This is a genomic window from Acinetobacter sp. WY4 (assembly GCF_018438165.1).
Classification (GTDB): domain Bacteria; phylum Pseudomonadota; class Gammaproteobacteria; order Pseudomonadales; family Moraxellaceae; genus Acinetobacter.
Genome location: NZ_CP053947.1, coordinates 532,785 through 551,693, shown reverse-complemented (window position 1 = coordinate 551,693; position 18,909 = coordinate 532,785). Strand labels below are relative to the sequence as shown.

Below are 18,909 nucleotides of genomic sequence, written 5' to 3'. Positions count from 1 at the left end.
ATTTTCCATCTGACCGAAAGGCATAACCTAGCTGTATAAACAGTCTTAGAGGTGATAAATGTCGATAACCTGGTTGATGTAATCGTTTTTCAGTACCACATATTTGCTTAAAATTTGCGGTTTATCGCCTGAGAAATCGATTTCATAACGAGACATACCGAAGTAGCTGTAACTTGTTTTGTAACGGAAGCTCAAAGTATTCCAGTTAAAACGTACAGTCACTTTGTCGCCATCACGTTCAACAATTTCAATATTGCTGATGTTATGGCAGGTACGTGTATCCGGCATGGTTGCAGATGAACGTTCAGTCTTGATCCGGAACACGCGGTCTTCTAAACCTTGACGGTCTGGATAGTAAATCAATGAGATTTCAGACTGTGGATCTGTGGTCAGTTTGTCATCATCATCCCAAGCTGGCATCCAGAAAGACGCAGTAGGGGCATAACAGGTTAACCAGTCATCCCATTGTTCATCATCTAAAAAGCGGGCTTCTTGATACAGGAACTGAGCAATATTTTCTAAAGTGATGTCGCTCATGCGTTTTCTCCTTCAGTTGATGCTGCAATTTCTTTCTCAGTCGCAATACCTTTTTTGATCAATTCTAACCAGTACTGGTGCTGAGACAGGTATAGACCTTCATCTTCAGTTTTAATACCAGAAAGTTTTGGTTTTAAACCGATTTCATTGGCAGCATCATCCGGACCTTGAATCCAGTGTTTAGAGCCACGGCACATGTCGTTCCATTCCAGCGCGATACCGGCATAACCTGCCTGACAAGCACGGAATTCTTCAAGATCGTCTGGTGTCGCCATACCTGATGCATTAAAGAAGTCTTCATACTGACGGATACGACGTGTACGTGCTTCCGGCTCTTCACCTACAGGCGCGATACAGTAGATTGTCACTTCAGTCTTATCGACAGAAATTGGACGTAACACACGGATTTGTGAACCGAACTGATCCATGAAGTAAACGTTCGGATAGATACACAGGTTACGTGAACGTTCGATCATCCACTTCGCCATTGCTTCACCGTATTGTTCGGTATATTCATCTTTTTTGGCAAAGTTAGGACGGTCTTCCGGGTTAGCCCATTGTGTCCAAAGCAGCATGTGACCATGTTCAAAGCCGTAAGAACCACCGCCTTGTTTGCCCCATGAACCTGCACTCATGGCACGAATATTGTCACCCGCTTGTTTTTCTTTACGTTGCTGAGTCGTTGCAGCGTAGTTCCAGTGTACTGCAGACACGTGGTAACCATCGGCACCGTTTTCAGCAGTCAACTTCCAGTTACCTTCATAGGTATAAGTCGAAGAACCACGTAAAACTTCCAGACCTTGATCAGACTGACCCACGATCATGTCAATGATTTTGGTCGCTTCGCCCAGGTATTCTTCCAGAGAAGGAACATCCGGATTCAAGCTGCCGAACAGGAAACCTTTATAGTTTTCAAAACGGGCAACCTTTTTCAGGTCATGTGAACCGTCTTTATTAAAGCAGTCTGAATAACCCGCTTCAGCCGGATCTTTGACTTTTAATAACTTACCTGAATTATTGAAGGTCCAGCCATGGAATGGGCAAGTATAAGTTGCTTTATTGCCTTTCTTGTTACGGCACAATTGTGCACCGCGATGCGAACAGGCATTGATCATGGCATTCAGTTCACCTTGACGGTTACGTGCAATGATGATCGGCTGACGACCCATATAGGTAGTATAGAAGTCGTTATTGTTTGGAATCTGGCTTTCATGCGCCAGATAAACCCAGTTGCCTTCAAAGATGTATTTCATCTCAAGGTCAAACAGGGCCTGGTCTGTAAATACTGAACGGTGTAGTTTAAATTCACCAGATTCATAATCATCAACCAGTAATTCGTCAATGCGGTCTAAATGGCTGGTGTTAATTACGGGAATACGAGGCATGTCCTTTCTCCGACTTTCCAAGGGGGAAGTCAGCGGGATATATCTCAAGGCATATCCCGCTTCTTAATGTATTAAGCGCTAGCGCGGCGACGATCAACTTCAGTAGAAGGTGCGTCTTGTTTCTCTTTCACAAGTTCAATATCAAATTGAATGTGTTTGAAAGGACCTTTCAGACCACGTTTTGCAATTTCAGCTTCATCAGTCACGTCAACCGCAGTTGCCACCAGGCCTTCACGAGTAGCGAATGCGAAGTCATCCCACAGGTATTGGTCGCCTTCAATGTTGAATTGAGTAGTCAGCTTGCGGTAACCCGGTGCAGATACGAAGTAATGTACGTGCGATGGACGGTTACCATGACGGCCTAATTTGTCCAGTACAAACTGAGTTGTACCTTCTGGAGGGCAGCCATAACCCACTGGCATTGTAGTCAATGCAGTATATTGACCATCGGCAGCGGTAATGATGCTGCGACGCAAGTTAAAGTCAGACTGTGACTTGTCAAAGAATGAGTAGTTGCCCAGGCTGTTTGCATGCCAGATTTCAACTTTGGCACCTTCAACACGGTTGCCGTCAGTATCCGTCACTGTACCTTCAATGATTAAAGTCGGGATTTTGCCTTCTTCAGAACCATCATCCATACGCGCAAAGCTTACTGTTTCAGGTGCGCCAGCTACATAAAGTGGACCTTCAATCGTACGTGGCGTACCGCCAGTAATGCCTGCTTTAGCATCCGCTTCATCAGCACGTAAGTCTAGGTAATGCTCCAGACCCAAACCTGCAGCCAATAAACCTAATTCGTTCGCTTGACCGGCATCAGTAAAGTATTCCAGACCTTTCCACAGTTCTGATTGGGAAATATCAAGATCTTCGATAGCCTGGAAAAGGTCGCCCAATAAACGCACAACAACTTGTTGTACACGTTCATCTACAGGACCTGTCGCTGTATCAACGTTCATTTGCTTAACTAATGCATCAATTTCTTGGCGATTCATACTATTGCTCCTAAAGTATGTCTTTCATCTTTTAGTGGCGCATTTTTTTAGCTTTCATTGGCTGGCTAAATCTGGCTGGCCACAATCCTTGTTGAGGTACCCTCTGTTTTCGATTTGGAAGGGGAATCCGGTGACTCCCAATCCGCTCATTCAATCAACTGTCGTCATCTCGAACTGAAGATGGGTGACGGTTTAATGCCATTACTTCAATGTTCATATAAGGATAGAGAGGCAAGCCTTGTAACAGGTTGTGCAACTCTTCATTGCTTTCAACATCAAAAATACTGATGTTTGAGTACTGGCCCGTGATGCGCCAGATATGACGCCATTTGCCTTGACGCTGCAATTCCTGTGAATAAGCCTTTTCAACAGCCTTAATTTCGTTTGCCTGTTCAACTGGCAGATCACGTGGAATGTTTACATCCATACGTACGTGGAAAAGCATGGGTTTCTCCTAATTACTGACGACGCAAGTTGTCAATCTTGTTTTCATCCAACTCAATCCCCAGACCTGGTCCTTTCGGAATCTCAAGTTCAAAGTTTTGATAGTTGAGTGGGGTTTTCAAAATATCTTCAGTCAGCAGTAGAGGACCAAACAGCTCGGTACCAAATGCCAGACTTTCAAAAGTAGAGAACACATGTGCCGAAGCAATCGTGCCCACTGGGCCTTCAAGCATGGTGCCGCCATACAGGTCAATACCTGCAAGTTTGGCAATCTTGCCTACTTCACAGCCTTCAATCAGGCCACCCGATTGGGCAACTTTGACTGCAAACACAGAAGAACCGTTTTGTTTGGCAATCTCATAAGCTGAGTGCGGGCCCATTAACGATTCGTCTGCCATGATGGCAACATCAAAACGTCGGGTCAGGCGGCGCATGGCGTCCAGGTTATCAATTGCACATGGCTGTTCAATCAGATCAACACCGCCATCTTGCAATAACTGAATGCCTTTAATCGCTTCCAGTTCTGACCAGGCACGGTTCACATCCACACGGATTGAAACGTCTTTGCCTAAGGCTTTCTTAATTGCCAGCACATGTTCAACATCTTCTTCTACCGGACGCGAACCGATTTTGAGTTTGAAAATGTTGTGACGTTTTGCCGCAACCATTTTCTCTGCTTCCGCAATATCTTTTTCGGTATTGCCAGAAGCCAATACCCAAAGAACTGGAATACTGTCACGTAAGCGGCCACCGAGGACTTCGCTTAATGGCAAACCTAAACGTTGTGCCTGAATGTCTAAAAGTGCAGTCTGAATCGCACATTTGGCAAAACGGTTACCATTAATATTCTTTTTGATTGCTTGTAATGTCTGTGCAACATTTAAACCGGATAATGTTTTTAAAAGAGGCGCAAAATAAGTTTCAATATTAACTTTTACGCTTTCCGGGCTTTCATCACCATAACCTAAGCCACCGATAGTTGTTGCTTCACCCCAACCGATGTAACCATCTTCAGTGGTGATTTTGACCAATACCAGGGTCTGGGTTTGCATCGTCGCCACTGCCATCTTGTGAGGGCGAATGGTTGGAATTTCTACCAGCAAGGTTTCAACTGACTTATACATAATACGGGTTCACATTCTTGCTTTAATGCTTTGACTTGATATACCTTAAAAGAATAATGTTGATTGGTCTAAGATCGATTTAGCATTTTTTTATACTTTAAAGGTATTCAGAGCCATGGAACTCAGACATTTGCGTTACTTCGTTGCCGTCGTCGAAGAACAAAGTTTTACCAAAGCGGCAGAAAAACTGTTTATTGCTCAACCACCTTTGAGCCGACAAATCCAAAATCTAGAGCAAGAGCTCGATATTCAGCTATTTGAGCGTGGTAGCCGCCCGCTAAAAACCACCGAAGCCGGTCAATTTTTCTATCAGCACGCTGTTAAACTTTTGTCTAATGCGGAAGAAATCAAATCGATGACCAAGCGGATTGGTATCGCGGATCGCACCATTAGCATTGGTTTTGTCGGCTCTTTATTGTTCGGCTTGCTGTCGCGTATTGTGTTTCTATTTAAGCAGCAACATCCCCAGCTCAAAATTGAGATGATGGAAATGAATACCTATGAACAGATTCAGGCGCTGAAAGAGGGAAGAATTGATGTCGGTTTTGGCCGTTTAAGAATCTCGGATCCTGCGATAAAACGCGTGTTATTGCGTGAAGAACGCCTAGTGGTGGCGGCTCACTCAAGTCATGTACTGGCTCATCGTGAAAATATACATTTATCTGAACTGGTCGATCAGCATCTGTTCTTATATCCGAATACTGGAAAGGCAAATTTCTCTACCCAGGTTCGTGGCATATTTTCCGAGTATGGTCTGGAACCGAAAAATATCCGGATTGTCCGTGAGTTACAGCTGGCACTGGGCTTTGTCGCTGCTGGAGAAGGCGTCTGCATCGTACCGGAAAGCGCACAAAACATTAAATTAGCCCATCTCAAGTTTGTACCTCTAGCAGATGCTTTTGCAGTCAGTCCTGTCTTTATGGCGATGCGCAATATGGATGAAAGCGAATACATTCGTTACCTGTTTGATGCTGTATATCAAGTCTATGATCTTGAAGCGCTAAAATACGATCGATCGGTATTTTAATCGCTAAAAATCGTGTGAATGATATAGCATTAAAAGCCTATGAGGATGCGATAAAAACAACCTGTTTTAGAAAACATAATGATTGAGTAATATATTTATTAATTAATTGAATAGTTTAATTTGACCCAGACCTTATAGGTATAAAGCCATGCCTATTCAGTTTTAGACATTTTTTCCTATTTTCTGCATTGTGAGCAGCATAAGTTGAACTTCACAATTAGGAGGTGGAGATGTCTACAAATAAAGTGAATATAAATACGCTGATTGATGAAGCGAAATTCACACCCTTTCATTGGGGGGTTTTGATCTGGTGTTTGCTGATCATTATCTTTGATGGTTATGACCTGGTCATCTATGGGGTGGCGTTGCCGTTACTGATGCAGGAATGGTCGCTAAGTGCGGTACAAGCGGGCATGCTGGCCAGTACTGCCTTATTCGGAATGATGTTTGGTGCCATGAGTTTCGGTACTTTATCCGATAAACTCGGCCGTAAAAAAACCATCATGATCTGTGTGGCTATTTTTAGTGGGTTTACCTTTATCGGTGCCTTTGCCACATCACCAGTCGAATTCGGAATTTTACGTTTCCTGGCTGGCCTTGGAATTGGCGGTGTCATGCCTAACGTCGTGGCATTGATGACCGAATATGCGCCTAAACGTATCCGCAGTACGCTGGTTGCCCTGATGTTTAGTGGTTATGCCATTGGCGGGATGACTTCTGCGCTACTCGGTGCATGGTTGGTGCCACAATTTGGTTGGAAAATCATGTTCCTGCTTGCAGGCGTTCCATTGCTCATCTTGCCGATTCTATGGAAATATCTGCCAGAATCCCTGATGTACCTGACCAACAAGCAACAGACGGCTCAAGCACACACTATTATTCAGAAAATTTCTCCGACACAGGTCATCACTAGTGACACCCAGTTTGTACTGAATGAAGTGCAAAAAGGGGATGAGGCGCCATTAAAAGCACTCTTTCAACAAGGCCGTAGCTTCAGTACCTTTATGTTCTGGCTGGCATTCTTTATGTGCCTGTTGATGGTCTACGCCTTGGGTAGCTGGTTACCAAAACTGATGATTCAGGCAGGATACTCGCTGGGTGCAAGTATGATCTTCCTGTTCGCACTGAATATTGGCGGTATGGTAGGTGCCATTGGTGGTGGATATCTCGCAGATAAATTCCATATCAAAAAAGTGCTGACTATCATGTTCTTATGTGGTGCCATTGCATTGATTCTGCTTGGTTTTAACAGTCCACAATTCGTTCTGTATACCTTGATTGCTGTAGCAGGCGCTGCAACGATTGGCTCACAAATTCTGCTCTATACCTTCGTGGCGCAGTATTATCCATCGACAGTACGTTCTACCGGTATGGGCTGGGCATCAGGTATTGGACGTATTGGTGCAATTGTTGGGCCGGTACTCACTGGTGCTTTATTAACCATGAATTTACCGCATCAAATGAACTTCTTTGCAATTGCGATTCCTGGCGTAATCGCTGCGCTGGCAATTTTCCTGGTGAACTTAAAAACTTCCGTAGATGGCCAAGCCCTTGCAACACCTGATGTGAAGCCGAATCCATTGGCAAAAGAAGCGACACATTAAGTTAGATTTCAATCAATAAAGATAATATTCCCAATGATATAGATCGCCATCGTAACGGGTGGTGATCTGTTGCTAGAATCGAAACGCATAATAAAAAGCGAGTTTAGGATGAACACGACACAATTATTTAATCAACCAACAATCACATTCAAACGCACAGTTCTGATGAGCATGATGGCAATGAGTTTAGGGGGCATCAGCTTGTCGACTCAAGCACAAACCTCAGCTCAGTCGAATCAGCAGGAAATTGAACAACTGCGCCAGGAAGTTCAGGCTCTACGCGCACTGGTTGAGCAACAGCAAAGACAAACGGCTGTGGTCACTGCACATGTTGCAGCAACACCTGCTCCAGCAAGCAAACCCGTCATGAAAATTGCCAGTGGTGCCGAATTTAATCTTTATGGAAATATTCGTGCCGATGCCTCTTATCAGGCTGAAGGTGGTTCAGCAGCACGTATGTATAACCAGATTAATGCGGTACCTTTAGAAGGTGTCGGTGAGCGTAGTGATGAATTTAAATCTACTCTGGCTGCAACCCGTTTAGGCATGGATTTTAAAGCACCAGTCGGTGCTGGAGATAAAGCTTTAAGCGGTAAAGTTGAAGTGGATTTTCTGGGCGGCGCAAGCTTTGATAATTTGCGTATCCGTCATGCTTATATCAGCTATGCCAACTGGTTGATCGGTCAAACCTGGTCGAACTTTGCGGTGCCAGATTATATTCCAGAAACTGTAGATGCATTGGTTTACGCTGGCGGTTCAATTAAACGGACACCACAAGTTCGTTATACCAGCACAATCAGTCCTGAAACCAATCTGGTATTTGCAGTAGAAGATCCTAAAGATGCAACCATTACTGGTATTAAACAACGTCTACCTGCTTTAACAGCACGTTTAAATCATAAATTTGCTGATAATCTTACAGTCAGTGCCCGTGCGATGGGGAATGAAAAGCGTGTCAATGAAGATGAAAAAATGGCATGGGGTGTAGGTTTAGGTGCCAAGTATGATGTTTTACCGGGTACAACGCTCAAAGCTGACTATTACCATGTTAAAGGCGATGGCAGCTTTGTGTCTTATGCCAATACGGGTGTGATTACCGCTGCAAATGGCGATTTATTACAAAGCGAATTTGATTCAATTTCAGTTGGCCTGACTCAGCAGTTTAATGACAAATTGCGCGGTACCTTGGGTTATGGCTATATGAATTTTGATGAAGATCAGGCTTATATCAATGCAGTCACTGACAAGACCAAAGCCAATAAAGACTTATGGCAAGCTTGGGCTAACGTGTTCTATAGCCCAACCAAGCCTTTAAGTTTTGGTTTGGAATATGTCTATGGTGAGCGTGAAGCCTATGGACCTGTCTTAAATACTGAAGGTGATGCGATTAGTAGTCGTAAGGGTGAAGATAACCGTATCAATGCGGTTGCCATTTACAATTTCTAAGACTTCTTTGCATAAAAGCGTCTGATCTGTAACAGAAGCGTGGATGAATTAATCCGCGCTTTTGCTATTTTGAAGAATGGTTTCTGTCAGTAGATTGACTGCATTTTCGATCTTGGCTGTCCATTCAAACGAACAGTTCAGGCGAATATAATGTTGGCTGGCAGGCTCCGGCTTAAACAGCAGTGCAGGGGCAATTGAAATATGCTGTTGCAGCAATTGTTCATAGAGCTGCTGGGCATCGACTTCTTTAGGTAATTCAATCCAGAGAAAATAACCACTGGAATAATAGTAAATTTCACAGATGCTTCCCAAACGTGCTTTAAGTTCTTGATAAAATTTCTTTTTATATTTTTCCAGATGCTGCCTTAAATGCCGCAAATGTTTTTCATAATGATGATGTGAAATAAACTCGACCAGTGCATTTTGCAGTAAGGGGCTGACCGTTAAAGTGCTCATGAGCTGTAAGTGCTGAATGGCATCGGAAAATGGGCCGGCATACACCCAACCGACGCGTGCACCCATCCCCAGCGTTTTCGAAAATGAGGCGCAGTGCAAAACCATCTGATGCCGATCAAAATATTTAACGGGTAGCGGTTTGGATGAACCATAATTTAATTCCTGATAAACATCATCTTCGATTAAATACACCTGATATTCATACAAGAGTTCCGCAATTCTTTGTTTGATTTCAGAACTGACGGTAAAGCCAATCGGATTATGGGCATTCAGCATCAGCCAGCACACCTTGATCGGATACTGTTTTAAAGCCTGTTCAAATGATTCCAGATCAAAGCCAAACTGTGGATGTTCCGGAATCGTAATCACCTGTAATCCCAGACGCTCGGCTGCCTGCCAGGCACCATAAAATATGGTTTGCTGTAGCAGAATAAAATCACCGGGTTGGGTTAAGGCCTGTAAAGACAGATTCAATGCTTCTAGTGCACCGGATGTAATGACAATGTCATCTTGATTGCAGGTAACTCCTTGTAATTGATAACGGTTAGCAATCAGTTGCCGCAAGTTCTGATTGCCGGGCGGCATATGATTCTGGTTGTTATAACTGCTTTTTCTTTTGGCCTGCTGCGCCAGAATCTGCATAAATTTGGCGTTATATAACAGCTCTGCATTGGGAAAGGCAGAACCAAAAGGCACAATCTCTGCTGACTGAGTCGATTTTAAATAATTAAATACCACCGAATTGATTTGAATTTTAGGATTTAAACCAATCTGGGCGGACTGTTTGCTATTGAGCAGAGCTTGAGTGTGTTCTGCAACGTAATAGCCCGATTTGTCTTTGGCATAGACCAGACCTTGTGCTTCAAGTTCTTGGTAAGCATTGAGTACCGTCATCAGGCTATAACCAGATAATTGGGTCTGTTCGCGAAGTGAAGGTAATTTTTCATGTGCCTTCCATACGCCATTTTCAATCATCTGACGGATATTCTGTGCCAGTTTTTCAGACTTATACATACACTTTCTTGAACTAAAACTGTTCTAATTATTTTGATTTATAGCATATTTTAAGATACTTAATATAACAAAAGGAAGGAGTAGGATTGTTGTCATTCTATTTTTAAGCTTGAGTCTTGATGTACGACAATTAAAGTGAAAACCAGGTCTCAGATTTTCTGGGGAAATTTTATCTATACCTAAATTGTATTCCCATTTTTATACGCCTCAGTCACTTGGCTTAATTTGTCACAATTCGATACTTACAAATTTAGATTTCCTTGCTAAATTCAATCCACATGATGATAAAAAGTAAGTTACGGTTTCAGACCGAGCCATCATGCAACTATAAAAACGATACGCAAATACGGACCAATAACAAGCACAAAGGAGTGGAAAATGCTCGGAAATATGATGTTTCAGCCTTTACTGATCAGCAGCATGATTGAACATGCAGGACGCTATCATGCCGATACCGAGGTAATTTCCAAAAATACCGATACCAGTATTACAGTGACCAATTGGGGAGAAATTCACCAAAACTCGAAACGTTTTGCCAATGCATTACAACAACTCGGCTTAGCGCAGGGAGATCGGGTCGCGACTATTGCCTGGAATAATCATCGCCATTTAGAGTCCTGGTATGCCATTTCTGGCAGTGGCCTGGTCTGTCATACCATTAACCCGCGCTTATTTCCTGAACAGCTGATTTTTATCATCAATGATGCTGCGGATCGCGTGGTGCTGTTTGATAAAACATTTGTCCCTTTAATTAAAGCCGTGAAAGCACTGTTGACCTCAGTTGAGCATTTTATCTGTCTGGATGCGGCTGATCCGGCAGTCAGAGAAGCGATTCCGGAAGTACAATTTTATGATGATCTGATTGCCGGGCAAAATACAGAATTTGAGTGGCCAACACTTGATGAAAACTCGGCAAGCTCTTTATGTTATACCTCGGGAACTACGGGCAATCCCAAAGGTGTACTGTTTAGCCATCGTTCTACGGTATTACATAGCTATGCCATCATTTTACCTGACTCCTTAAATGTCTCAGCTGCCGATATTATGTTGCCTGTGGTGCCTATGTTCCATGTAAATGCGTGGGGCACGCCGTATGCCGCTGCAATGGTCGGATGCACCTTGGTTCTTCCTGGACCGGGTCTGGATGGCGCCAGTCTGGTCAACCTGATTGATACTTATCAGGTTTCGGTAGCACTTGGCGTACCGACCATCTGGCAAGGTTTGATTGCCGCCGCAAACCAGTCAGGCTCCAAACTGGAAAGCCTAAAACGTAATGTAGTGGGCGGATCGGCATGCCCACCTGCCATGCTAAGAGCGTTCAAAGAACAGTTTAATTGTGAAACGATCCATGCCTGGGGCATGACGGAAATCAGTCCACTGGGTACAGCGAATCAACTTAAGACCAAACATTTGCATTTGTCTGATGAAGAAAAATTACAGATTCGTCTGTCCCAAGGCCGTCCGCCATTCGGGGTTGACCTACGTTTGACTGATGCAGAAAAAGGGACGCATGAAATTGAACGTGATGGACAGACCACAGGAAATTTACAGGTCAAAGGGCATTGGGTCATCAGCCATTATTTCGGCAAGGAAGAGTCTGCACTGACTGCAGATGGCTGGTTTGATACCGGCGATATTGCTACGCTGGATCAGGATGGTTTTATGAAACTCAGTGATCGTTCTAAAGATCTAATCAAGTCTGGTGGAGAATGGATTTCATCGGTGGAGCTGGAAAATATTGCCATGGGACATCCGGAAATTGCGATGGCTGCCGTGATTGCCGCCCAGCATCCTAAATGGGATGAGCGCCCGGTATTGATTGCCATTAAAAAGCCGGGCAGCCAGCTAAGTGAAACTGATCTGCTGGAATATTATGCGGACAAGGTAGCCAAATGGCAGATTCCAGACCGAGTCGTATTTGTTGATGCGATTCCACTCAGTGGTACTGGTAAAATGCTGAAAAAAGATCTGCGTGAATTATATGGGACTATTCTTTTGGAGCAGGCAGCAGGTTAAAGCGTCATTTAATCTGAAAATCCCTACATGAAGTCAAAAAACTGATCTCGAATAGAGGTCAGTTTTTTTATGTACAGGCTAAGCAGCGTTGTCTGTTTAAAAATGCTTTTTCTCAATCCATATAGTCTTGATCGATACTTTTAGATGATATTGTCCGACAAAAAGTCATATTATATGGCTTAGGCACATAATTTGACCTGTATTGACATGGTCTGAATGTAAGAATTCTTTATCCTGAGCAATATAATAATTAGACAGTTGTACATTAATGAAACTGTCTGCGGATAAGGGGATAAAAATGACAAGCATGCCAACCTATCAGCCGCATTGGATCCGGGAAGATTTCATTGATTTTATTGGTGAAAAAATCCATCCAACCTGGGCAATCAAAAAAGTTAAGGCTGCCGTTATGGGCATTCAAGCCATCAGCCCTGACTTTTTCAAGATTCATTTACGTCCAAATCATAATTTTAAAGCCAAGTCATTTCAGGCCGGCCAGAATATTGCAGTGACTGTCAGACTTGATGGCGTACGTCATCAGCGACATTATTCTGTGGTCACTGTATTGAAAAATGGCGATCTTATCATTGCGGTTAAACAGCAGGGCAAAGTGTCACGTGCCCTAAGCCTGATGCAAATTGGTGCGGTGGTCGAAATATCTCAGCCGCAAGGCGAGTTCACATTGCAAAAATCCACGCAGCCGATTTTATTCCTGGCTTCAGGCAGTGGGATTACGGCCATTTACTCCTTGCTGCAAAAAGCAGTCATTCAATCTCTGGAACAGATCGACCTGATTTATTTCACTCGAGATGATGCCTTTCATGCTGAACTGAAAACATTGGCTCTCATGCATCCAAACTTGAAATACCACCATTTCAATACCGTGGAACACCAGCAGCATCTGATGCAGAGCTTATTGCAAAAGCTGGTGCCAGACTTTGCAGAACGAAAAATTTATGCCTGTGGCTCTGCCGGGATGATGAAAGCTGCACTGAGAATCGTCGATAAATTAGAATTGAAATCCAATTTTCATTCAGAATATTTCCAGATTGTAGTCGATGAAAAAATTAAAGCACAGCCGGTACAGTTTTTAAGATCGCAGCAGGAATTTCAAGCCCAGTCCAATTTACTGGAAAGTGCCGAAAAATCTGGCTTGCGACCAGCACATGGCTGCCGGATGGGCATCTGCAATACCTGTTCCTGTACCAAGGTCAGTGGTTCGGTACGAAATGTCCTGACTGGGGAAATTGATCATGGTAATAATACCCAGATCAAACTATGCATTTCTCAGGCAGTGAGTCCTGTGGTAATTAATTTATAAACTATTGATAAGCCATTAATTAAACTATAAGAAGGTGCTCCCATGAATATGCAAATTGATTTTAAACGACATAGCAAAAGCCAATTTCTCAGTCCGGAACAGATTGAGGAATTTGGTGCCAAGGTCGATGCAATCCGCCGCGAGGTCATGGATGATCTGGGGGAAAAAGACGCCGAATATATTTATAAAATCCGTAACTTTGTCCGCTATAGCGAAATTGCCTCACGCGGCATGCTGATGTTTGCCGGTTGGTTGCCACCGGTATGGCTGGCGGGGACAGGTCTGCTCGGTCTTTCCAAAATCGTGGAAAATATGGAACTCGGCCACAATGTCATGCATGGCCAGTTTGACTGGATGAACGATCCGAGTCTGAACGGTGCGACCTATGACTGGGATACGATTTCAACCGGCGATGACTGGAAATACACGCACAACTATATTCATCATACTTATACCAATATTGTCGGGATGGATCATGATGTCGGTTATGGCTTGATTCGAGTCAGTGAATCGCAAAAGTGGGAACCACGTTTCCTGTTCAATATTCCACTGGGCATTCAGTTAATGGTGTTTTTCGAATGGTATGTTGGCTTGCAACGCCTGCATCTGGAAGATGTGATTGCTTATAAAACCAAGACCTGGAAAGAAGTCTGGGAAGAAGCAGCACCTTTGCGCCAGAAAATGCGCCGTCAGATGTTAAAAGATTATGTATTTTTCCCAATTATTGCAGGGCCAAATGCTATTCCGGTATTTACCGGAAATGCGGTGGCCAATGTGATTCGCAGTCTATGGGCTTCTGCTGTCATTTTTAACGGTCATTTCACTGAAGATGCTGAAACCTTTGAAATGGACAATACTGACAATGAAACCCGTGCCGAGTGGTATTTACGCCAGATTCGTGGTTCGAGCAATTTTAGCGGAACGACCTGGTTGCATATCTTGAGTGGCAATTTGAGCCATCAGATTGAGCATCATCTATTCCCGGACATGCCCGCCAATCGCTATGCGCAGGTTGCGCCAAAAATTAAAGCGCTCTGTGCAGAATATGGCATTCATTATAACGAAGCCAGCTTCATGAAACAGTTTTCTACAGTGTGGGTAGGTCTGGCTAAATGTTCTCTACCGAATCACTGGACTCAGCAGGTGGTTGAAAAAACCCATGCTGCCAAATCTGTATTCAACTACTTTAAAGCGAAACTATTGTCATAATTTTTAAGCTTTACTTATTCACCATTTTGGTACTCCTCAATAGATTTGGATGGTCTATTGAGGAATTTTTTTTAAGTTTTATCAGATTTAATATCATTAGAATAATCCTGTTTATGAATAAAATATGGATACAGATTTCAAAAAATGACGAAAGCAAAACAGATCCAGTACTGCTGAAACGCTTTGCCTACAACAACCTGCTTCAGCTCTAAAGGCTTCTCTCTATAATGGCCGCGTCGTTACACTCAAGGTCTCAGTTTTGAAACATCTTAAATATTTTTCAGCAATCCCATTATTAGTGCTTTTAACTGCTTGTAACACCACTGAAGCGCCAGCACCAGATTATCAGGGCAATTGGAAAAACACCGTGGAAAATCCAAAACTTGAAAATATTCTGGTTATTTCTAAAAATGGTGAAAATTATCTGATTACCAATACGATCAAAGATAAGGAAACCGGTAAAACCGAGAAAAAGAATCCAATGCCCGCTGCAGTGAACGAAAATGGCATGCTTCAGTTGAATGCAGGTGCAGGTATGGTCGATTTCGCAATCGATGAGAAAACCGGAAATCTGGTCGGTTCAGGCTCAATCTATAAAAAAGCCAAATAGTCAGCGAGAATTTTACGCACAAGATAAAATCAAAGATGTCATGTGAAAGGACAGAGCATGACATCTTTTTTTAGGAATGCTTTATGGAACGAAACTTAATAATTCAGCAAAATCTTCGACATAATAATTTGCTTTGGCTTTGATCAAATCTATTTCATGAGCGGAGTGCTGGTCATAAATTGCCACTACCTCGATGCCTGCATGATTTGCTGCTTCTACACCGACTAGAGAGTCTTCAATAATTAGACATTCCTCAGGTCGAAGGTTAAAGGCTTGCAATACATTCACATAGACTTCTGGATGCGGCTTAATGTTCTGGACATTTTCACGGGTGAGAATCAAGGAAAAATCATCCTCAAAGCTGATTTTAGAATTAATATTTCGATTGTTATCCTGATAGCGCTGTACATTGAATAAACTGGTGGTGGTGGTCAAAGCCAGAGATATCTGTTGCTGTTTTAAAGCCTGAATCAGGAGGTCTGCCTGAGGTTTTAACTCGACGATATGATCCAGAAAATGTCGGGAAATTGTATAACGACGATTTTTTACTTCTTCTTTAGCTGGTTCAAAACCGTATTGTTCTTTTAAAAATTCACAATATTCCAAATAAGGATCTGACCTATGTTTCAAAGCGGTAAGTTGAAGATCGCGTTGTTGCTGAATCTCATGTAAATCGACTTTTCTGTTGGAGAGCTCATCAATCAGGGCTGCATCGACCTGATTCCAAATGCCTACGGAATCAATTAACGTACCATCCAGATCAAAACAGACCAGCTTTTTACCCTGAAACATATAAGATTTCTCTGTATTTTTACCATTTATTCGGTGGGGCTGAGTATATCGCATACGATTTAAATGTTTAACTGACCTGAGCAAACCGGGCTGGAAATTTTACGCTAAGGGACTTTTTAATGGATTTATTCAACTGTTAAAAGTATTTATTTACGGAAAATTACAGCGAGTTTAATCCTGAAAATAGTTGCGAAGTGTTATATTTTAATCTGACCCTCAATAGACTTATGCGGATGAAAGACCTGTCCGAATGATGAGAAAGTTAAAGGAAATGTATTTCTGTGTTTGAACTTGACTGTAAATTGCTCAGTATTTTTTATTATGTCTATAAATTTAAAAACGTATCTCAGGCAGCCGATCATTTAGATATGAGCCAGCCAGCGGTGAGCAATCTGCTGAATAAAATTCGCCAGCATTATGGTGATCCTTTATTTTTACGTATTGGCAATGAGATGCTACCTACGGATCTGTCCAAACAGCTCTTTCCCTTGGTCAGCGAAGCACTGAGCAAAGTTGAAGCAATCAATAATTTTACGATCAATTTTGATCAGGTCACTTCACAGCAGCGCTTTACACTGGCGATGACCGATGTATCGCATCTGGTGTTATTGCCAAAAATTTCCCAGTATCTGAAGCAGCATGCATCCCATATCCGTCTGAATGTGCGTCCGATTACCTCGGAAACCAGTTATCAAATGGCCAATGGTGAGATTGATCTGGCTTTGGGCTTCTTGCCAAATCTGGAGAATGGCTTTTATCAGCAGAAACTGTTTGAGCAATATTATGTGGTGATCGCGGCGAAAGACCATCCGCGCCTGACCGGTGACAGCATCACGACAGAAGAGTATTTACGTGAAACCCATATTGATATTGATGCCGGGATGGGGCATTACCATATTGAAAATGAATTGCTGAATCTGGAACTCAAGCGTGACATTCTAATGCGTCTGCCAAGTTATCTCGGGGTAGGACTGGTGGTACAGGAAACCGATGCGATTGCGACCGTGCCTTATTATTTGAGTGAAGTTTTATTATCACGTGGCAATCTCAAGATTTTTGAGGCACCGATTGCTTTCCCGACCTATTCCGTAAAGCAGTATTGGCATATGTCTTGTCATCATAAAACCAGTCATCAATGGTTACGTAATATGCTGCATGAGATTTTAAGTAAATAACTTTGCAGTTTGGATATCTTGATAAAGTCCTCATCTGTAGATTTTACAATCCTAGTTCAAGCTGGGATTTTTTATTTGGTACATCTTGATGCCTTTTTCAGAGCCTTGCACCTGAAGTGATCAGTTCCATCTCAAAAAAAAGTATTACGAATATAAAAAATAGTATTACCAGTTTGGCACGTCCTTTGCATCTATCTACTCAATCATAAAGTGATCTAGGGTTCCGATACATGAAGATTCATGTAGGTCTGCGACCGAGAGTTCACGGCTTAAGTTTCAAGCTCAAGCTACACGGAGGGATAAAAGCCCGGGAGGTAAACCGTACAAGATTGGGATGGATGCATATGAGCACAACTACTTATCACGAAGATCAAGTCCTCTGGACTGAACGTTTACCGGGTGGACACCACTGGTCAGCACGCATCCAGCGTGGCGCAGTTTTACAACTTAAATCTTTAGGCGCAAATGCCAATGTTTCACTGTTTTGTGTGAATAGCGAAGATAAGCTTGAAGCCTATAACATGCCAGACAGCTTAAAAGGTCAACACAGCGCATTTTTAAGTACAGGGCACATTTTGGCGTCTGATTTAGGTCGTGCGATGATCTCGATTGTTAAAGATGACCATGGTTGGAATGATGCCTTTTGTGCGCCAAGTACCGCACCGCAAATTGGAGCACAGTTTGGCACGAAGACCTTCCAGGATGCCCGCAACGACATGTACCGCAATGCTAAAGACAGCCTACTTTTAGAGATGACCAAATTTGGTTTATCTGCGACGGATCTGAGTAATACCTTAAATCTATTCTCAAAAGTTCAACCGGATGACAATGGCAATTTAACTTATGTGAAGTCTGACAATACCGACCAAGTAATTGAACTACGCTTTGAAATGGATTGTTTGGTGTTTTTATCCAGCGCACCACATGCACTCGACAATTCTAATGAATATGCACCAGCCGATATTCAGCTCTCACTCTTTAAAGCACTGCCTTTAGGCGACACCGATGTCTGCCGTGACTCATGCCCGCAAAATCAGCGTGCGTTTCAAAATAATAACCGCTACTACGCTTTAACTGCTTAAGGGGAATGATCATGACTGCACTCGTAAACCCAACACAAAATCATGAAAAATCAGTACTTAGCGAAGTTTGTCCTGCCGGTGAAGCATGGATGTGTGAAGTCAAAAAAGGCCAGTATTTCTGTATTGTTGATCTTGAAGGTAATCAAGCGGTGGATACTTTGTTTATTTCCGCACATAACCCTGAAGAGCGTTATAGCGCAACCGATACTTTGGCGATGAACCGTCAAATTTATCTAGAAAAAGGTACGACTTTATATACCAACTTTGGCAATAAAATTGCGAGTATTCATGATGACAACTGCGGTCGCCATGACACTTTAGGCGGTGCATGTTCATGTGAAAGCAATACGGTTCGTTATGCCCATGATAAATATCCAATGCACAGTTGCCGTAACAATTTCATGATTGCATTGTCACAACATCCAATTGCAAAAAAGCATGGTCTGAATGTGCGTCACATTGGCCCCAACATTAACTTCTTTATGAATGTGCCTGTCACAAGCGATGGTCATTTAAAGTTTGATGATGGTATTTCTGCACCGGGGAAATATGTCGAAATCAAAGCCGAGATGGATTTGATTGTCCTCATTTCAAACTGCCCACAACTGAATAACCCATGCAATGCCTACAACCCAACTAAAATTCAACTGATTGTCCGTGAAGGCGAGGTATAAG

The 18,909-nt window shown here is 42.8% G+C and carries 17 protein-coding genes and 1 riboswitch; of the genes, 10 read left to right on the top strand and 7 right to left on the bottom strand.

Annotated features, from left to right (window positions below; translation table 11 throughout):
- Positions 1–45 precede the first annotated feature (45 nt).
- From benB to G4D73_RS02510, 5 genes are all read right to left on the bottom strand, one after another.
- The gene (benB, locus tag G4D73_RS02530; RefSeq protein ID WP_004647040.1) at positions 46–537 is read right to left on the bottom strand and encodes a benzoate 1,2-dioxygenase small subunit; all 492 of its coding nucleotides are present in this window, start codon (positions 535–537) and stop codon (positions 46–48) included.
- Entirely contained in the window at positions 534–1,922 is a 1,389-nt protein-coding gene (gene benA / locus G4D73_RS02525; RefSeq protein ID WP_213687312.1) for a benzoate 1,2-dioxygenase large subunit, read from the bottom strand. The genes benB and benA overlap by 4 nt, the downstream gene beginning before the upstream one ends.
- Before the next feature lie 71 nt (positions 1,923–1,993).
- On the bottom strand, positions 1,994–2,914 hold the full coding sequence (gene catA, locus G4D73_RS02520; protein ID WP_086044786.1) for a catechol 1,2-dioxygenase: 921 nt from the start codon (positions 2,912–2,914) through the stop codon (positions 1,994–1,996).
- Positions 2,915–3,068: 154 nt separating this feature from the next.
- Complete coding sequence (catC, locus tag G4D73_RS02515; RefSeq protein ID WP_004647036.1) at positions 3,069–3,359, bottom strand: muconolactone Delta-isomerase; 291 nt, start codon at positions 3,357–3,359, stop codon at positions 3,069–3,071.
- 13 nt (positions 3,360–3,372) lie between these two features.
- Positions 3,373–4,482, bottom strand: coding sequence for a muconate/chloromuconate family cycloisomerase (locus G4D73_RS02510; RefSeq protein WP_004647035.1), 1,110 nt, complete (start codon positions 4,480–4,482; stop codon positions 3,373–3,375).
- 115 nt (positions 4,483–4,597) lie between these two features.
- On the opposite strand from G4D73_RS02510, the gene G4D73_RS02505 reads away from it, so the two are divergent.
- The 3 genes from G4D73_RS02505 (at position 4,598) to G4D73_RS02495 (ending at position 8,559) form a co-directional block, all read left to right on the top strand.
- Complete coding sequence (locus G4D73_RS02505) at positions 4,598–5,509, top strand: LysR family transcriptional regulator (RefSeq protein WP_174894382.1); 912 nt, start codon at positions 4,598–4,600, stop codon at positions 5,507–5,509.
- Between the two features lie 230 nt (positions 5,510–5,739).
- Positions 5,740–7,113 (top strand): MFS transporter, encoded by a 1,374-nt coding sequence (locus tag G4D73_RS02500; protein ID WP_005246252.1) that lies wholly within the window; start codon positions 5,740–5,742, stop codon positions 7,111–7,113.
- Positions 7,114–7,221: 108 nt separating this feature from the next.
- A complete protein-coding gene (locus G4D73_RS02495; protein WP_213687311.1) occupies positions 7,222–8,559 on the top strand; it encodes a DcaP family trimeric outer membrane transporter in 1,338 nt (445 codons plus the stop codon).
- A 48-nt stretch (positions 8,560–8,607) separates the two neighbouring features.
- Here G4D73_RS02495 and G4D73_RS02490 read toward each other — a convergent pair whose 3' ends face one another.
- The gene (locus G4D73_RS02490) at positions 8,608–10,029 is read right to left on the bottom strand and encodes a PLP-dependent aminotransferase family protein (protein WP_213687310.1); all 1,422 of its coding nucleotides are present in this window, start codon (positions 10,027–10,029) and stop codon (positions 8,608–8,610) included.
- 378 nt (positions 10,030–10,407) lie between these two features.
- Here G4D73_RS02490 and G4D73_RS02485 point away from each other — a divergent pair, with 378 nt between their 5' ends.
- From G4D73_RS02485 to G4D73_RS02470, 4 genes are all read left to right on the top strand, one after another.
- On the top strand, positions 10,408–12,045 hold the full coding sequence (locus G4D73_RS02485; protein ID WP_213687309.1) for a long-chain-fatty-acid--CoA ligase: 1,638 nt from the start codon (positions 10,408–10,410) through the stop codon (positions 12,043–12,045).
- Positions 12,046–12,343: 298 nt separating this feature from the next.
- Complete coding sequence (locus tag G4D73_RS02480) at positions 12,344–13,366, top strand: flavin reductase family protein (protein ID WP_213687308.1); 1,023 nt, start codon at positions 12,344–12,346, stop codon at positions 13,364–13,366.
- Between the two features lie 42 nt (positions 13,367–13,408).
- Positions 13,409–14,575 (top strand): fatty acid desaturase family protein, encoded by a 1,167-nt coding sequence (locus G4D73_RS02475; RefSeq protein ID WP_213687307.1) that lies wholly within the window; start codon positions 13,409–13,411, stop codon positions 14,573–14,575.
- A 259-nt stretch (positions 14,576–14,834) separates the two neighbouring features.
- Entirely contained in the window at positions 14,835–15,185 is a 351-nt protein-coding gene (locus tag G4D73_RS02470; protein WP_004280391.1) for a hypothetical protein, read from the top strand.
- An 81-nt stretch (positions 15,186–15,266) separates the two neighbouring features.
- On the opposite strand, the gene G4D73_RS02465 is transcribed toward G4D73_RS02470, so the two are convergent.
- The gene (locus G4D73_RS02465; RefSeq protein ID WP_213687306.1) at positions 15,267–15,977 is read right to left on the bottom strand and encodes an HAD family hydrolase; all 711 of its coding nucleotides are present in this window, start codon (positions 15,975–15,977) and stop codon (positions 15,267–15,269) included.
- A gap of 281 nt (positions 15,978–16,258) precedes the next feature.
- Between G4D73_RS02465 and G4D73_RS02460 the strand changes: the two genes are divergently transcribed.
- The 3 genes from G4D73_RS02460 to G4D73_RS02450 all read left to right on the top strand — a co-directional run bounded on the left by G4D73_RS02460 (position 16,259) and on the right by G4D73_RS02450 (position 18,908).
- Positions 16,259–17,152: a LysR family transcriptional regulator gene (locus tag G4D73_RS02460; protein ID WP_004647024.1), complete on the top strand. Its 894-nt coding sequence runs from the start codon at positions 16,259–16,261 to the stop codon at positions 17,150–17,152.
- Positions 17,153–17,356: 204 nt separating this feature from the next.
- A riboswitch (guanidine-I (ykkC/yxkD leader) is annotated at positions 17,357–17,468 on the top strand.
- Between the two features lie 28 nt (positions 17,469–17,496).
- Positions 17,497–18,234: an urea amidolyase associated protein UAAP1 gene (locus tag G4D73_RS02455; protein ID WP_180049364.1), complete on the top strand. Its 738-nt coding sequence runs from the start codon at positions 17,497–17,499 to the stop codon at positions 18,232–18,234.
- Positions 18,235–18,245: 11 nt separating this feature from the next.
- A complete protein-coding gene (locus G4D73_RS02450; RefSeq protein ID WP_195726015.1) occupies positions 18,246–18,908 on the top strand; it encodes an urea amidolyase associated protein UAAP2 in 663 nt (220 codons plus the stop codon).
- Position 18,909: the final 1 nt, after the last annotated feature.

Excerpts from the sequence above, each read along its gene's own strand:
- catC (WP_004647036.1), bottom strand. The coding sequence starts at position 3,359 with ATGCTTTTCCACGTACGTATGGATGTAAACATTCCACGTGATCTGCCA.
- G4D73_RS02480 (WP_213687308.1), top strand. The coding sequence starts at position 12,344 with ATGACAAGCATGCCAACCTATCAGCCGCATTGGATCCGGGAAGATTTC.
- G4D73_RS02485 (WP_213687309.1), top strand. The coding sequence starts at position 10,408 with ATGCTCGGAAATATGATGTTTCAGCCTTTACTGATCAGCAGCATGATT.
- G4D73_RS02495 (WP_213687311.1), top strand. The coding sequence starts at position 7,222 with ATGAACACGACACAATTATTTAATCAACCAACAATCACATTCAAACGC.
- G4D73_RS02450 (WP_195726015.1), top strand. The coding sequence starts at position 18,246 with ATGACTGCACTCGTAAACCCAACACAAAATCATGAAAAATCAGTACTT.
- G4D73_RS02500 (WP_005246252.1), top strand. The coding sequence starts at position 5,740 with ATGTCTACAAATAAAGTGAATATAAATACGCTGATTGATGAAGCGAAA.
- benA (WP_213687312.1), bottom strand. The coding sequence starts at position 1,922 with ATGCCTCGTATTCCCGTAATTAACACCAGCCATTTAGACCGCATTGAC.
- G4D73_RS02465 (WP_213687306.1), bottom strand. The coding sequence starts at position 15,977 with ATGTTTCAGGGTAAAAAGCTGGTCTGTTTTGATCTGGATGGTACGTTA.
- G4D73_RS02510 (WP_004647035.1), bottom strand. The coding sequence starts at position 4,482 with ATGTATAAGTCAGTTGAAACCTTGCTGGTAGAAATTCCAACCATTCGC.
- catA (WP_086044786.1), bottom strand. The coding sequence starts at position 2,914 with ATGAATCGCCAAGAAATTGATGCATTAGTTAAGCAAATGAACGTTGAT.
- G4D73_RS02455 (WP_180049364.1), top strand. The coding sequence starts at position 17,497 with ATGAGCACAACTACTTATCACGAAGATCAAGTCCTCTGGACTGAACGT.
- G4D73_RS02475 (WP_213687307.1), top strand. The coding sequence starts at position 13,409 with ATGAATATGCAAATTGATTTTAAACGACATAGCAAAAGCCAATTTCTC.
- G4D73_RS02505 (WP_174894382.1), top strand. The coding sequence starts at position 4,598 with ATGGAACTCAGACATTTGCGTTACTTCGTTGCCGTCGTCGAAGAACAA.
- benB (WP_004647040.1), bottom strand. The coding sequence starts at position 537 with ATGAGCGACATCACTTTAGAAAATATTGCTCAGTTCCTGTATCAAGAA.
- G4D73_RS02490 (WP_213687310.1), bottom strand. The coding sequence starts at position 10,029 with ATGTATAAGTCTGAAAAACTGGCACAGAATATCCGTCAGATGATTGAA.